This is a genomic window from Rhizobium sp. 01T444 (assembly GCF_056398305.1).
This window is the reverse complement of record NZ_JBFTPD010000013.1, coordinates 81,517-94,166: the sequence shown is the minus strand read 5'-3', so window position 1 is coordinate 94,166 and position 12,650 is coordinate 81,517. Positions and strand designations below refer to the sequence as shown.

The window sequence follows — 12,650 nt, the reverse complement described above, 5'->3', positions numbered from 1 at the left end:
GTCGGCAACAAGGGGCCGACACGAGAACGCAACCGGCATAAAGCCACGTTAGCAAATTTTTTGAGCTAAGTCGCTCTTTCCCTTGACATCGCGGTTAAGCTTTCTCACATCGGCGGCACCATGAAAGCTTCAGACGCAGATATCCTCATCATTCCCGGCTATACCAATTCCGGCCCCGACCATTGGCAGAGCCGCTGGGAAGCAAAACTCAGCACCGCGCGCCGAGTCGAGCAGGCGGAATGGTCCAAGCCCGTGCGCGAGGACTGGACCGCGCGCATCGCCGAAGCGGTGAATGCCTCAACACGCCCCGTGGTGCTCATCGCTCATTCCCTCGGGGTGCCATCGGTGATCCACGCAATTCCGCTGTTTCAAAAGCGCGTAGCCGGCGCCTTCTTCGTCGCGCCGCCCGATGTTGCCAATCCGGATATCCGCCCGAAGCATCTCATGACCTTCGGCCCCTACCCGCGCGATCCGCTGCCTTTCCCCTCGATTACGGTCGCCAGCCGCAACGATCCCTTCGGCACCTATGAGCATGCTGATGACATCGCCAACAGCTGGGGTTCTTTCCTTGTGGATGCGGGCGAGTCCGGTCACATTAACTCGGAATCCGGCCACGGCCCCTGGCCGGAAGGCACGATGGTCTTTGCCCAGTTTCTCAGCCGCTTGCCCGGCTGAGAAAGCCAAAAAATCCGGCATTTCCAGTGAATTAAGCGATCGCTTTCTAAGCATTTCTTAATGGAAAGACCGCAGACTGCGCTGACGCCAGAAAAGCGAGAGCGCCCCGTGAAGCAAACCCACCCGCCAAAAGCCGCCAATGTCAGTTGCGACGAGCCGGCGGCCGATGGGTTCGCAAGCTACACCGACGATTCCGACATTGCGGAGCGCGAAAGCCGATGGAATTATGCGCTCGTTGGCTCCGGGCTCGGTGTCTGGGACCACAATTACCGCCTCGACAAGAAATATTACTCGCAGACCTGGAAGAGCATACGCGGCATGGCGCCGGATGAGGAGGCCGACGGCGACTACGAGGCCTGGCTGCAGCTCGTTCATCCCGATGATCGCGATTTCGTCATCAACGCCATCGAGCGCCAGAATGCCGGCGACCCCGACTATCATGTCTTCCAGTATCGAGAGCGCCACAAGGACGGCCACTGGGTTTGGATCGAATGCCGCGGCGCACCCGTCGAGTGGGATGAGAACGGCGCTGCTCAGCGCGTCGTCGGCACGGACACGGACATCACCGCGCGCAAGGAAACCGAGGAGATGCTCGCGCAGCTCTCCCGCCGCCTCGACCTCGCTTTGCAGATCAGCGATATCGGCGTTTTCGAAGCCGATATCGATCACGGGACCGTCGAATGGGACGACCGCCTTATTGCCATCTACGGACTGAAGGATGCCGATCGTTTCTCCGCAGCCAATGCCTGGCTCAGCACTGTTCATCCTGATGATCGCGATCGCGTCAACGAAACCGTCGAAAGCAACGTCAACAACGAGACCGGCTTTCATCAGGAATTTCGTATCATCAGAGGCGATGGCGCCGAGCGCATCATCCGTGCCCGCTCGGCCTTCTTCGTCGACGGCAATGGCTGCCGCAAGCTGATCGGCGCCAATTGGGACGTGACGGAGGAAGTGGCGCTGCGCAACGAGTTGCGGCGCGCCAAGGATCTTGCAGAAGCACGCAACCGCGAACTCGAAGCCGCCAAGGAAAGCATCGAGCATCTGGCGTTCCATGATTATCTGACCGGCCTGCCGAACCGTCGCTATCTCGACAAGATGCTGGAGGAACTCTCCGCCCATTGTCGCGAGGAAGGTCTGGCGCTTGCCATCCTTCATATCGATCTCGACCGCTTCAAGCAGATCAACGATACGCTCGGCCACCGCGCCGGCGATTATATGCTCAAACATGCTGCCCGGGTGCTGCGCGATTCCATTCGCGGCACCGATTTCGTCGCGCGCATCGGCGGCGATGAATTCGTCGTTCTCTGCATCGTCGACACTCCCTCGAAGAAGATTGCCACCGTCGCCGAGCGCATCATCCGCGAGCTGCGCAAACCCATCAAATACGAGGGGCATGATTGCCGCTTCGGCGCCAGCATCGGCATCGCCATCGATAGCGGCCCCAAGCTCGACGAAAAGCAGCTCCTGCTCAATGCTGATATCGCGCTCTACCGGGCCAAGGGCTCCGGCCGCAACCGCCACGAATTCTTCTCCAATGCTGCACGCCGTACGATCCTGACGGCCAAGCGCCTTGCCGATGAAATCCTGATCGGCCTGGAGCGCAACGAATTCGTGCCCTTCTATCAGCCGCAGTTCGATGCCCGCACGCTCGATATCGCCGGCATCGAGACGCTGGCCCGCTGGCAGCATCCGGAACACGGACTGCTGGCGCCGGATCGCTTCCTGGACATTGCCGAGGATCTCGACGTCGTCTCGACCATCGATGCGCTGATCCTCGAACAGGCGATCGCCGACCGGAAGGCCTGGATCCGCGAAGGCTTCACCATTCCCCGCATCTCCGTCAATGTCTCCGGCCGGAGACTCTCCGATCCGCAGCTTGGCAAGAAGCTGCGCTCGCTGAAGATCGAGCCCGGCACGGTCTCATTCGAACTGCTAGAATCGATCTCGCTTGACGATTGCGACGAGGCGGTCACCGCCAATCTCAAAAAGCTGAAGAAGCTCGGCATCGACATTGAGGTCGATGATTTCGGCACCGGTCATGCCTCGATCGTCAGCTTGCTGCGGCTGAGCCCGAAAACACTGAAGATCGATCGCGAGCTGATCAGGCACCTGCCGCAATCGGCCGAGCAGCGCAAGCTCGTGCGTTCCATCATCGAGATCGGCCGCTCGCTGAATATTCTCGTCACCGCAGAAGGTGTCGAGACCGCCGATCACGTCCGCATCCTGCAGGAGCTCGGCTGCGACATGCTGCAGGGCTATGCGCTCGCCCGGCCGATGTCCGGCCTACAGTTCCCGGCTTTCATCCGTGGCGAAAGCTGGCGGCAACCGGAGGGTGAGGCTCGCGCACTGCAGAAGGATCTCCGCCATTCCGTGGGCCGGCCCATCTCCAAAACAGCCTCCGGATAAAGACCTGTATAACCCCTCCGAGATTTTGCCTTCATTCCACCGTAAAGAAAAAGGCGGTAATCTTTCCTTGGCAAGATTTCGATTCTCATTGCGGTTTTCCCGCCCAAGGCCGGAAACCGGGGAAGGAGTGATAGGCGGATTGTGAAACTCTCTCTTTTCCTTTAAGGGGACGCCACGAGATCGATCCACGCGCGCTATCCCAAGAGCGCCAACAGCTAGAGAATAACCACAATGAACCGTCGCCGCCGTATCTACGAGGGCAAGGCAAAGATTCTGTATGAAGGGCCTGAACCGGGCACGCTGATCCAGTTCTTCAAGGACGATGCCACTGCTTTCAACAAGAAGAAACACGAAGTCATTGATGGCAAAGGCGTCCTCAACAACCGTATTTCTGAATATATCTTCAGCCATCTGAACAAGATTGGTATTCCCACCCACTTCATCCGCCGGCTCAACATGCGCGAGCAGCTGATCAAGGAAGTGGAGATGATCCCGCTTGAGATCGTCGTGCGCAACGTCGCCGCCGGCTCGCTCGCCAAGCGCCTCGGCATCGAGGAAGGCGTGGTCCTGCCGCGCTCGATCATCGAATTCTACTACAAGTCCGATGCGCTCGAAGATCCGATGGTCTCCGAAGAGCACATCACCGCCTTCGGCTGGGCCAATCCGGCTGAGCTCGACGACATCATGGCGCTTGCCATTCGCGTCAACGACTTCATGACCGGCCTCTTCCTCGGCGTCGGCATCCAGCTCGTCGATTTCAAGATCGAATGCGGCCGCCTTTTCGAAGGCGACATGATGCGCATCATCCTGGCTGACGAAATCTCGCCGGACAGCTGCCGCCTCTGGGATATCGAGACCCACAAGAAGATGGACAAGGACCTCTTCCGCCGCGATATGGGCGGTCTGCTGGAAGCCTATTCCGAAGTTGCGCGCCGTCTCGGTATCATCAATGAAAACGAGCCCGTGCGCGGCACTGGCCCCGTTCTGGTCAAGTAAAAGCAGGGAAAACAAGTGATCAAGGCTCGCGTCACTGTCACGCTGAAAAACGGCGTTCTCGATCCTCAGGGCAAAGCCATCGAAGGCGCGCTCGGCGCCCTCGGCTTCGGCGGCGTCGGTCATGTCCGCCAGGGCAAGGTCTTCGACCTGGAGCTCGAAGGCACCGACAAGGCCAAGGCCGAAGCCGACCTCAAGGCCATGTGCGAGAAACTCCTCGCAAACACGGTCATCGAGAACTACGCGATCGCGATCGACTGACGATCATAGGCCCGCCACGCGGCGGGCCTTCAGGATGAAGCGTCATGGAAGCAAAGCTGGAGACGGAAGTCTCGAAATTCATGAGCTATGTTTTGCGCCATGCGCCGGAAGCCGCAGGCCTGACGCTTGATGCCGAGGGCTGGGTATCCTTCGATGCATTCGAAAAGGCGGTGACGTCGAAATACGACATCTCCCGTGCCGATATTATCGGGATCATCGAGAACAACCCGAAGAAGCGCTTTGCACTCGTCGATAACAGAATTCGCGCCAACCAGGGCCACAGCGTCGAAATCGATCTTGCGTTGAAGGCGGTCCAGCCGCCTGCAATTCTTTTTCACGGTACGTCACTCGTGAACTGGCCCCTGATCGAGCGCGAAGGCCTGACGAAGATGGAACGGCGCCACGTCCATCTCTCGGCGGATGTCGATACGGCCAAGATCGTCGCAACACGCCGCAAGGGCGACACTATTATCCTGCGTGTAGACGCAGCACGCATGTTTTCAGAGGGTCATTCTTTCTTTGTCTCAGACAATGGAGTATGGCTCGCCGAAAGCGTTCCAGTTCAATATCTTTCGCCAAACGCGGGGACCTCATGAAATCAGCCGTCGTTCAACTTCCGGGCCTCAACCGCGATCGCGACATGATTGCCGCTCTCACCAAGATCTCCGGTCAGCAGCCGGTGACGATCTGGCAGACGGAAACGGAAATCCCTGATGTCGACCTGATCGTCATTCCCGGCGGCTTCTCCTATGGCGATTACCTGCGCTGCGGAGCGATCGCTGCTCGCATGCCGGTCATGCAGGCGATCATCGAGAAGGCGAACAAAGGCGTGAAGGTGCTCGGCGTCTGCAACGGTTTCCAGATTCTGGTCGAGGCCGGCCTTCTGCCGGGCGCGCTGATGCGCAACGCCTCCCTGAAATTCGTCTGCCGCGAGATCAAGCTCGAAGTCGTCAACGCCGAGACGGATTTTTCCCGCGCCTATGAAAAAGGCCAGATCATCCGCTGCCCGGTCGCCCATCACGACGGCAACTATTTTGCCGACACGGAAACGCTCGCTGCCATCGAAGGCAACGGCCAGGTCGTTTTCCGCTATGCCGAAGGCACCAATCCCAATGGTTCGGTCAACGACATTGCCGGCGTTATGAACGCCAAGGGCAATGTGCTCGGCATGATGCCGCATCCGGAAAATCTCATCGAAGCCGCTCATGGCGGTTCGGATGGCCGCGGCCTCTTCGCCTCGGCGCTCGACGTCATCGCCGCCTGAATTCTGGCCGAAGAGCAAGATAGATGCACCCTCGCCTTTTCGCAGCCATCGCTAACGCTGCTGCCTTTGCCGGCCTTGCCGCACTCGTTGCTGCCTGCCAGTCCTCGACGCCTGCAAAGGGACCGGACCGCAGTGCGTTGTCGACGATGGAGCGTGTGGCGCTCGGCGCCAATGGTTGCTGGTTCAAGTCGGGCGATGCGGCTTTTGCGGCCTACAAGCTCGCACCGGAACTCAATTCCTTCTCCGGTCGTCCGCGCATTCTCGTCGTGCACAAGGGCAGCCCTGAAAGCCGGCCGCTGCTCGTCGTGCAGGCCGAAGGCAATCCGGCCAAGATGCAGGCGTTCGGCCCCATGATGTCCGAGCCGGTCGCCGGCCGCATCGCTGCCGATGTCACCCGCTGGTCGGGCGGCAATCGCGCCTGCAGCTAAGCTTTGGCTTAATCCCAGAAAAACGATTTGCTGACTTCGCGTGCGGCATCGGACCGCGACAGGCCGATATCCTTGAGTTGATCCGCTGTCAGTCCGCGCAACGCCAGGCGCCCCTCCCGCTTCTGTTGCCACAGAACGAAGACTGCCCACAGGCGGCCGAGCCGAGTCGTGGCCGGCGCCTGCCTCGGGAGGACAATTTCGTGTGGGCTATCGATAGAGACAATCGATACAATCTGGTTCTTCATTTGAGGTACAACGGACATCCTTGGCTCCTGTTGTTTCCGCTCTAGTGATTGTCACATAGTATTGACAGCAAGAGGGTGACAATCTATTCATTGTCACCATGACAAATTGGCTCCCAGATCTCTCGCAGGGCTCCGGCCCAGTCTATATGCGGCTTGCGGACAATATCGAATCCGCCATTGCTTCCGGCGCTTTGCCGGCGGGAGCCAAGCTGCCGCCGCAGCGAAATCTCGCTTATGACATCGGGGTGACAATCGGAACAATCGGCCGCGCCTATGCGCTGGTTCATGAGCGTGGCCTCGTCGCCGGTGAAGTCGGCCGCGGCACCTATGTACTCGATCGTGCCGATACGCCCCCGAGCGAACAGACGGATCCCCTTACCCTTTCGCTGAGCGGCACCCGCATTGCAGACGCCCCGGCAAACAAGCTCCGCTTCGACACGACCGCCGCCCCCGATCTTGGTCAGGGCAAGGTGATCGCCGGCATCATGGCCGAGATCGGCGAGCAGCATCTGGCGGAAATCTCCTCCTATTCACGCAGCTTCCCGCGGAACTGGTTCGAGGCAGGTCGTCTCTGGCTGGCGCGCAACGACTGGTCGCCGGAGGTCGAAAATGTCGTTCCGACGCTCGGCGCGCATGCGGCGGCAATTGCCGTCATCGCCGCCGTATCTGCACCCGGTGACAAGATCGTTTTCGAAAACCTCACCTATACGCAGGTCAGCCGCAGCGTCCGCCTGCTCGGGCGGCGCACGCTGACGGTCGAGTCGGATGAGAACGGCGTTATTCCCGAGGATTTCGAGCGGCTCTGCCAGCAGCAGCATCCGAAGCTGATCTTCCTGATGCCGACGGTCCACAATCCGACCCTTGCCATCATGCCCTATGAGCGGCGCGTCGCCATTGCGGATATCGCCAGACGGCATGGCGTGTGGATCATCGAGGACGATCTCTATGGCGGCATGGCGAATGACGCTACGCCGCTGCTTGCCGCAATCGCGCCCGATCGCACCTTCCTGGTCAACGGCCTGTCTAAATCGGTAGCGGCCGGCGTGCGTGGCGGCTGGGTTGCCTGCCCGCCGCATTTCGCCCAGCGCATCAAGGTCACGCACAAGATGGTTACGGGCGGCCTGCCCTTCATTCTGGCCGAAACCTGCGCGCGGCTCGTCCAGAGCGGCAAGGCGCACGAGATCCGCAATGCAAGTGTCGTGGAGCTATCGGCCCGCGTGGGCCTCGCCCGTGAGGTCATGCGGGGATTCGATTTCGAATCCCACCCGCATGCGCCCTTCCTGTGGCTGAAACTGCCGGAACCCTGGCTGTCCGGCACCTTCAAGAATGCCGCCTTCCGCGATGGCGTGCTTGTCGATGACGAGGACGAGTTCAAGGCCGCGCGTGGCGAGAAGGTCTATCACCGCGTGCGCATCGGCTTCTCCTCGCCGAAGGATAGAAACGAGCTTGTGTCGGGTCTTATGATATTGAAACGCCTATTGGAAAATGGCGGCTCCGCCTATGACGGAGAGATCTGAACTGTTGCAAATTGGTGTCAGGATTGTGGAAAAAGCCACGATCCGGACACGAGCGCTTTACCGTCGATACCTGCATGTTACCTCTTTCCCATTCCGCTGGTCGGGCGAGAATCAAGGGACAGCAGATGAAATCCGATTTCMGTTTAAGCCTGTCGAGTATCGCGTCGGTCGCAGTAATCGCCAGCAGCTTGGGAATGTCATCAGCGGCGCAAGCCGGAGACAAGATTTTCGACGAATTGCGCTTTGGCGCTTCCGCTTCCGTACAGGGCGGACATTCCCATGAAGATGGCGTTTTCCCCGAAATAACGGCCCTTTTCGATCCCTTCGGTTTTGAGCAGGCAACCGGCTGGAAGCAGCAGCTCATGCATCCGCGCGTCCATGTCGGCACCTCGATCGGCACGGCGGGTGAAGCCACGCAGTTCTTCGCCGGTTTCACCTGGACGGTCGACCTCAGCGACAAGATCTTCGCTGAAGCTGGCTTCGGCGGCGTCATCCACACTGGCGAGCTTCGCGATGACGACGACCACCCCGACCTCGGCTGTCGTGTGCTGTTCCACGAATATCTCGGCGCCGGCTATCGCTTCAACAGCAACTGGAATGTCATGGCGCAACTCGCCCATTCCTCGAATGCCAATCTCTGCGACGGCCCGAACGACGGCATGACCCGCGCCGGACTGATGGTCGGCTACAAATTCTGACGAGCCTCGCCCGTTAAAGACAGCATTGTGAAGCTTTTGATGCCTGCCCTCTGTTGACGGCAGGCATTTTCCTATCGCGCGCAATTCCTACTTAAGCTAAAGACACGGCAAACGCGCTAGGGCATGTCCGTTGTTCTTCGAATCTCGGTCATGGTCTATCTCTTTGTTTCACGCAATTCCGGACGCAAAACCGCTGCGCACTTTTGCTGGATTGCTCTAAGGCAGGGACTTTCGAGAGCTCATGACCATCCCAAACACTATCAAGATCACGCCGGAACTCATCGCCTCACACGGCCTCAAGCCGGATGAATACCAGCGCATTCTGGATCTGATCGGCCGCGAACCGAGCTTCACGGAGCTCGGCATCTTTTCGGCCATGTGGAACGAGCACTGCTCCTACAAATCCTCCAAGAAGTGGCTGCGCACCTTGCCGACCAAGGGACCGCGCGTCATCCAGGGACCTGGCGAAAATGCCGGTGTGGTCGATATCGATGACGGCGACTGCGTCGTCTTCAAGATGGAGAGCCACAACCATCCGTCCTATATCGAGCCCTATCAGGGTGCGGCGACCGGTGTCGGCGGCATCCTGCGCGATGTCTTCACCATGGGAGCGCGTCCGATCGCGGCAATGAACGCGCTGCGTTTCGGCGAGCCGGATCATCCGAAGACACGCCATCTCGTTGCCGGCGTCGTGGCAGGTGTGGGCGGCTACGGCAATTCCTTCGGCGTGCCGACGGTCGGCGGCGAAGTGGAGTTCGATGCCCGCTACAACGGCAACATCCTCGTCAATGCCTTCGCAGCCGGCCTTGCCAAGTCGAACGCCATCTTCCTCTCGGAAGCCAAGGGTGTCGGCCTGCCGGTCGTTTATCTCGGCGCCAAGACCGGCCGTGACGGCGTCGGCGGTGCAACCATGGCATCGGCAGAATTCGATGAATCGATCGAAGAGAAGCGTCCGACCGTTCAGGTCGGCGACCCCTTCACCGAAAAGTGCCTGCTCGAAGCCTGCCTCGAACTGATGAAGACCGGCGCCGTCATCGCCATCCAGGATATGGGTGCAGCCGGCCTTACCTGCTCCGCCGTCGAAATGGGTGCCAAGGGCGACCTCGGCATCCTGCTCGAGCTCGACAAGGTGCCGGTGCGCGAAGAGCGCATGACCGCCTACGAGATGATGCTGTCGGAAAGCCAGGAGCGCATGCTCATGGTGCTGCAGCCGGAAAAGGAAGAGGAAGCCAAGGCGATCTTCGTCAAGTGGGGCCTCGATTTCGCGATCGTCGGCAAGACTACCGATGATCTGCGCTTCCGTGTCATGCATCAGGGTGAGGAAGTCGCGAACCTCCCGATCAAGGATCTCGGCGACCAGGCTCCGGAATATGACCGCCCCTGGCGCGAATCTGGCAAGCGCGCGCCCCTGCCTGCCAACCTCGTTGCAGCACCGGAAGATTACAACGAAGCGCTGCTGAAGCTCGTCGGCTCCGCCAACCAGTCCAGCCGCCGCTGGGTCTACGAACAATATGACACGCTGATCCAGGGCAACTCCCTGCAGCTTCCGGGCGGCGACGCCGGTGTCGTGCGCGTCGAAGGCCATCCGCTGAAGGCGCTGGCGTTCTCCTCCGACGTCACCCCGCGTTATGTCGAGGCCAATCCCTTCGAGGGCGGCAAGCAGGCGGTTGCCGAATGCTGGCGCAACATCACCGCGACCGGCGCCGAGCCGCTGGCGGCCACAGACAACCTGAACTTCGGCAATCCGGAAAAGCCCGAGATCATGGGCCAGTTCGTCGAGGCCGTGAAGGGCATCGGCGAAGCCTGCCGCGCACTGGACTTCCCGATCGTCTCCGGCAACGTCTCGCTCTATAACGAAACCAATGGTGTCGCGATCCTGCCGACGCCGACCATTGCCGGCGTCGGCCTGATGCCAGACTGGCGCAAGATGGCTCGCATCGGCAGCGCTGCCGAAGGCGACAAGGTTCTGCTCATCGGCACCGACGGCAGCCATCTCGGCCAGTCGATCTATCTGCGCGATGTCGTCGGCAGCGCCGAAGGTCCGGCACCTGAAGTCGATCTCTCTGCCGAGCGCCGCAACGGCGATTTCGTCCGCTCGGTCATCCGTAACGGTCAGGCGACCGCCTGCCACGACATTTCCTCCGGCGGCCTCGTGTTGGCGCTCGCTGAAATGGCGATGGCCTCAGGCAAGGGTCTCAACGTCAGCCTCAGCGAAGGCAAGGGTGCGGCCCATGCCCAGCTCTTCGGCGAGGATCAGGCGCGCTACGTTCTGACCGTTCCGAAGGATGTTGCCGATTTCATCTGCGCCAACGCAGAAGGTTCAGGCATCCCCTTCCGCCGCCTCGGTACTATCAAGGGCGATGCCCTCGTCGTCGACGATCTGATTGCGCTGCCGATTCAGCAATTGCGCGATGCCCATGAATCGTGGTTCCCTGATTTCATGGACGGCCGCGGCGAGCTTGTCGCCGCGGAATGATGCGCAAGGAGTAACGATCATGGCCATGAAACCCGGCGATATCGAAGACATGATCAAGGCCGGGATTCCCGGTGCCAAGGTAACGATCCGCGATCTGGCAGGCGACGGCGATCACTACGCCGCCGAAGTCGTCGCGGAAGCCTTCCGCGGCAAGAGCCGCGTGCAGCAGCACCAGATGGTCTATGAGGCGCTGAAGGGCAATATGGGCGGCATCCTGCACGCTCTTGCCCTGCAGACCTCGGCACCGGATTGAAATGCTGGCTTCGGCCGACTGAAGATCTGAAACGAACAGGCCCGGCTGGAAGGCTTCTTCCGCCGGGTTTTTGTTTTGAAACGGAAGCGATGGCTCGAAAGTGATCGACGCCTCCTCACCTCTTCATTGCTGAGCTCTCAGGCCGGCAGCTTGTCCTGCTCGGGATAGGCAAAGACCGAGGCCGGCATCGGGCCTGCGGTCAGCAGCGTGAAATCGAAGGCGGATTTCTTGTCCGGCCCCAGCACATATTGGCGGTGCACGCGCAGCTGATCCTTACGGATCTTCTTGTAATGTTCAGGCGTCAGCATCTGCCGCACGCGGATATGGATCATGCTCGCCTGCGGCGCATCCGGATGGCCGGAAACGCTGACGACAGGCACCTTGTAGAAGTTGATCGAGTCCGTCAGGCACTGCACATCGAGCCAGAAAATATCCGGGCAACGCGCAATCAGGCCGACGCGCGAGCGCAAGAGCGTGGCCGACGACATCAGCGCGCATTGCAGGATCGCGCAGCCGAGCGTCGCGAACACCACGCGCTTGCCCTTGAAAACGTCAGGCTCCCGCTCCAACAGAATCCCGACGACATGCGCCGCGACGCTGGAGCCCATACTGTGCGAGGAGATGACATATTCATCGGCCTCCTCGTTGAGTGCTGCGCGCAGCGACGTCGCGCATTGTTCCAGCCAGTCGTTGAAAACAGGCCTGTCCATGCGTGCCAGCGCCACGGCCATTTCCCAGTCGGCAAAAAGATGCAGCGTGTGGAAGCGCTCCGAGAACGGCAGGAAGCCGAAGGTGAAGAAGATGGCCGCCAGCGGCGCGCTCCAGCCGACGTGCCAGCCGGGAAGTCCCAGCCAGTAATGCAGCGTCAGGATCTGCAGCGTGATGACGATTGCGAGCGCCGTCAGCAGGAAGGGAAAGAGGAAGAACAGGCCAAAGCGCCAGGCATGGCGGAAGTAGCCGGCCATGCCGCCCTCGCGCACAACCTGCCAGAAGCTTGCAAAGCCCGCCGCGATCCGGCTTGCCGTGTTGCCGGTGCGCAACCGCTGCACCAGCTCGTTATGGTCGAAGACATGGACGCGTGTCTGCGTCTGCCAGCCATCGGCGCCGGTGCCGACATCGAAGGAAACATAGTGCCCCTCGGCCGCAGCACCGGTTGCGACATTGTAGCCCCAGACGGATGCGCTTTGCCTTGCGGTACGCTCATACCGCGCCCGGTGCGCTGCGCCATCAAGCGGTTCGAATCCGGGGAAATGCAGCACAACCCGCTTATCGACGAATTTCATAGTGTTTTTCTTCTTTCAGGCGGGTTGAGTGCGCCGTTGCCAGGATGACGGGTTCGCCTGAAAATACGGCGAAAAACCGGATAAAACCTTCGAGCCGTCTTGCTAAGCGAACTCTTCCGGAATTCAATAAGTAAGGTGCGTTTCGATA

Annotated in this window: 13 protein-coding genes; 11 read left to right on the top strand and 2 right to left on the bottom strand. The window is 60.2% G+C overall.

The features are described 5' to 3' along the window. The first annotated feature begins 120 nt into the window (after positions 1-120). The 7 genes from AC1DTN_RS18590 (at position 121) to AC1DTN_RS18560 (ending at position 6,030) form a co-directional block, all read left to right on the top strand. The gene (locus AC1DTN_RS18590) at positions 121-675 is read left to right on the top strand and encodes an RBBP9/YdeN family alpha/beta hydrolase (RefSeq protein ID WP_007826223.1); all 555 of its coding nucleotides are present in this window, start codon (positions 121-123) and stop codon (positions 673-675) included. 60 nt (positions 676-735) lie between these two features. Continuing rightward, positions 736-3,084, top strand: a complete 2,349-nt coding sequence (locus AC1DTN_RS18585) for a putative bifunctional diguanylate cyclase/phosphodiesterase (protein ID WP_477922008.1) — start codon at positions 736-738, stop codon at positions 3,082-3,084. 231 nt (positions 3,085-3,315) lie between these two features. Next, positions 3,316-4,080, top strand: coding sequence for a phosphoribosylaminoimidazolesuccinocarboxamide synthase (purC, locus tag AC1DTN_RS18580; RefSeq protein ID WP_007826228.1), 765 nt, complete (start codon positions 3,316-3,318; stop codon positions 4,078-4,080). A gap of 15 nt (positions 4,081-4,095) precedes the next feature. Then, positions 4,096-4,338, top strand: a complete 243-nt coding sequence (gene purS / locus AC1DTN_RS18575; protein ID WP_007826230.1) for a phosphoribosylformylglycinamidine synthase subunit PurS — start codon at positions 4,096-4,098, stop codon at positions 4,336-4,338. A gap of 44 nt (positions 4,339-4,382) precedes the next feature. After that, on the top strand, positions 4,383-4,934 hold the full coding sequence (locus tag AC1DTN_RS18570) for an RNA 2'-phosphotransferase (protein WP_477922007.1): 552 nt from the start codon (positions 4,383-4,385) through the stop codon (positions 4,932-4,934). Continuing rightward, the gene (gene purQ / locus AC1DTN_RS18565; protein ID WP_113321797.1) at positions 4,931-5,602 is read left to right on the top strand and encodes a phosphoribosylformylglycinamidine synthase subunit PurQ; all 672 of its coding nucleotides are present in this window, start codon (positions 4,931-4,933) and stop codon (positions 5,600-5,602) included. The genes AC1DTN_RS18570 and purQ overlap by 4 nt, the downstream gene beginning before the upstream one ends. Before the next feature lie 23 nt (positions 5,603-5,625). After that, on the top strand, positions 5,626-6,030 hold the full coding sequence (locus tag AC1DTN_RS18560; RefSeq protein WP_113321798.1) for a hypothetical protein: 405 nt from the start codon (positions 5,626-5,628) through the stop codon (positions 6,028-6,030). A gap of 8 nt (positions 6,031-6,038) precedes the next feature. On the opposite strand, the gene AC1DTN_RS18555 is transcribed toward AC1DTN_RS18560, so the two are convergent. After that, a complete protein-coding gene (locus AC1DTN_RS18555) occupies positions 6,039-6,293 on the bottom strand; it encodes a DUF1127 domain-containing protein (RefSeq protein WP_439015091.1) in 255 nt (84 codons plus the stop codon). Positions 6,294-6,373: 80 nt separating this feature from the next. On the opposite strand from AC1DTN_RS18555, the gene AC1DTN_RS18550 reads away from it, so the two are divergent. The 4 genes from AC1DTN_RS18550 to AC1DTN_RS18535 all read left to right on the top strand — a co-directional run bounded on the left by AC1DTN_RS18550 (position 6,374) and on the right by AC1DTN_RS18535 (position 11,219). After that, complete coding sequence (locus tag AC1DTN_RS18550) at positions 6,374-7,792, top strand: aminotransferase-like domain-containing protein (protein WP_113321800.1); 1,419 nt, start codon at positions 6,374-6,376, stop codon at positions 7,790-7,792. A gap of 125 nt (positions 7,793-7,917) precedes the next feature. Further along, positions 7,918-8,490 (top strand): acyloxyacyl hydrolase, encoded by a 573-nt coding sequence (locus AC1DTN_RS18545; RefSeq protein WP_477922006.1) that lies wholly within the window; start codon positions 7,918-7,920, stop codon positions 8,488-8,490. 241 nt (positions 8,491-8,731) lie between these two features. Beyond that, positions 8,732-10,966 carry a phosphoribosylformylglycinamidine synthase subunit PurL gene (gene purL, locus AC1DTN_RS18540; protein ID WP_477922005.1) on the top strand — a complete coding sequence of 745 codons (2,235 nt, stop codon included), beginning with the start codon at positions 8,732-8,734 and terminating at the stop codon, positions 10,964-10,966. Between the two features lie 19 nt (positions 10,967-10,985). Continuing rightward, positions 10,986-11,219 carry a BolA/IbaG family iron-sulfur metabolism protein gene (locus AC1DTN_RS18535; RefSeq protein WP_007826248.1) on the top strand — a complete coding sequence of 78 codons (234 nt, stop codon included), beginning with the start codon at positions 10,986-10,988 and terminating at the stop codon, positions 11,217-11,219. Between the two features lie 137 nt (positions 11,220-11,356). Here the strand turns inward: AC1DTN_RS18535 and AC1DTN_RS18530 are convergent, their stop codons facing one another. Then, positions 11,357-12,502, bottom strand: coding sequence for a hypothetical protein (locus AC1DTN_RS18530; RefSeq protein WP_477922004.1), 1,146 nt, complete (start codon positions 12,500-12,502; stop codon positions 11,357-11,359). Positions 12,503-12,650: the final 148 nt, after the last annotated feature.

Bases quoted from the DNA above. Each gene is read 5' to 3' on its own strand.
- AC1DTN_RS18560 (WP_113321798.1), top strand. From the start codon at position 5,626: ATGCACCCTCGCCTTTTCGCAGCCATCGCTAACGCTGCTGCCTTTGCC.
- AC1DTN_RS18585 (WP_477922008.1), top strand. From the start codon at position 736: ATGGAAAGACCGCAGACTGCGCTGACGCCAGAAAAGCGAGAGCGCCCC.
- AC1DTN_RS18530 (WP_477922004.1), bottom strand. From the start codon at position 12,502: ATGAAATTCGTCGATAAGCGGGTTGTGCTGCATTTCCCCGGATTCGAA.
- AC1DTN_RS18550 (WP_113321800.1), top strand. From the start codon at position 6,374: ATGACAAATTGGCTCCCAGATCTCTCGCAGGGCTCCGGCCCAGTCTAT.
- purL (WP_477922005.1), top strand. From the start codon at position 8,732: ATGACCATCCCAAACACTATCAAGATCACGCCGGAACTCATCGCCTCA.
- AC1DTN_RS18590 (WP_007826223.1), top strand. From the start codon at position 121: ATGAAAGCTTCAGACGCAGATATCCTCATCATTCCCGGCTATACCAAT.
- AC1DTN_RS18555 (WP_439015091.1), bottom strand. From the start codon at position 6,293: ATGTCCGTTGTACCTCAAATGAAGAACCAGATTGTATCGATTGTCTCT.
- purQ (WP_113321797.1), top strand. From the start codon at position 4,931: ATGAAATCAGCCGTCGTTCAACTTCCGGGCCTCAACCGCGATCGCGAC.
- AC1DTN_RS18570 (WP_477922007.1), top strand. From the start codon at position 4,383: ATGGAAGCAAAGCTGGAGACGGAAGTCTCGAAATTCATGAGCTATGTT.
- AC1DTN_RS18535 (WP_007826248.1), top strand. From the start codon at position 10,986: ATGGCCATGAAACCCGGCGATATCGAAGACATGATCAAGGCCGGGATT.
- purC (WP_007826228.1), top strand. From the start codon at position 3,316: ATGAACCGTCGCCGCCGTATCTACGAGGGCAAGGCAAAGATTCTGTAT.